The following is a 1,176-nucleotide window of genomic DNA, read 5'->3' on the forward strand; positions in this document are numbered from 1 at the left end:
GTCGACCGTGAACAATCCGAGCCCTAAGCGGCGACCGGCTTCGGCCGGATTTGAAGCAGGGCAATCAAGAGCGACAAAAACCCCTTCAGCCACCTGAGCAGGAGGGAGAAGTTGTAGCCGGCGGCGGCCAGGATGGCGTTGAGGGTGTCGCCCTGCTGGCCGGCGAGGTAGTTGCGGCCCATTCTGTGTTCGCTCTTGATGTGGCCGATGACGGGCTCGACCGCCGACCGCCGTCGCATCTGGCGCTTGATGGCTGGGGTGACGCGGCGTTTCTGGCCCGCGGTGAAGACCCTGAGCTTGTGGCTCTGCGGTGCGTTGTGGCCGCGATAGCCGGCGTCGGCGAGGATGCGGCCGATCTCGTTGCCGATGGTCTTTTCCATGTCGGGGATGACGCTTGCCAGCGTGTGGCCGTCATAGGGATTGCCGGGCAGTGCTTTTGCATGCAGGGCGAACTGGCCGCCCCTGGAGCGCTTCAGCGTGGTGGCCACCGACACCTTCACCCCGAACTCGTAGGGCGCATGCGCCTTGCCCTTGCCGATGCATTCCACCTCGTGTGCGTGCAGGCTGTAGATCTTGCGGCCGCGCTGGCGCTGGCGTTGCTCGAGAACGGTGGCGGCCTGGTAGAGCGGCCATTTGAACAGCGTCCAGCCCCTGATCGCCGGCGATCTGGCGACCAATGTCGCGAATGGTCCGGCCGAGATAGGTCTTGAGCTTGCGTAGCGCCTTGTTGGCCCGCTTGAACTGCTTGGCGTGGGCATAGCGCTGGTGGCTGATCAGCGCCAGCTTGCCGACCCGCACATAACTCTGGCGCAAATGGAGACCCGTCCTCTTGGCCAGCCGCACCAGCCGTTCGCGTGCCCGATGGATGAGCTTGGCGTCGGTCGGGAACATGACGTTCTTCGGCTGCACGGTGGTGTCGACGATCACCTGGCGCGTGTCGGCCGGTTTCATCGCCCCGGTCTTGACCGCGAGGCTGAGGCTCTCCTGCAACAGCACCATAATCCGCTCCTCGCCCATACGGCTGCGCCAACGCGTCATCGAGGAGCGGTCGAACGGCAGCGTATGGCAAAAGAACGTCTCGCCGGTGAGATACTGGAAATAAGGGTTCTCCACCCAGCGCTCGCACAGCACCTCATCCGACAGGTTGAAGGTGTGCTTGAGGATCGCCAGCCCCGC

General features: G+C 64.2%; 1 pseudogene. It reads right to left on the reverse strand.

Annotation, left to right across the window (positions count from 1 at the left end):
• Nucleotides 1-23: 23 nt before the first annotated feature.
• Nucleotides 24-1,176: pseudogene (locus P9254_RS28785) on the reverse strand (IS5 family transposase); the annotation flags it as partial.

The organism is Mesorhizobium sp. WSM4983, from assembly GCF_029625765.1.
In the GTDB taxonomy this organism is placed as follows: Bacteria; Pseudomonadota; Alphaproteobacteria; order Rhizobiales; family Rhizobiaceae; genus Mesorhizobium.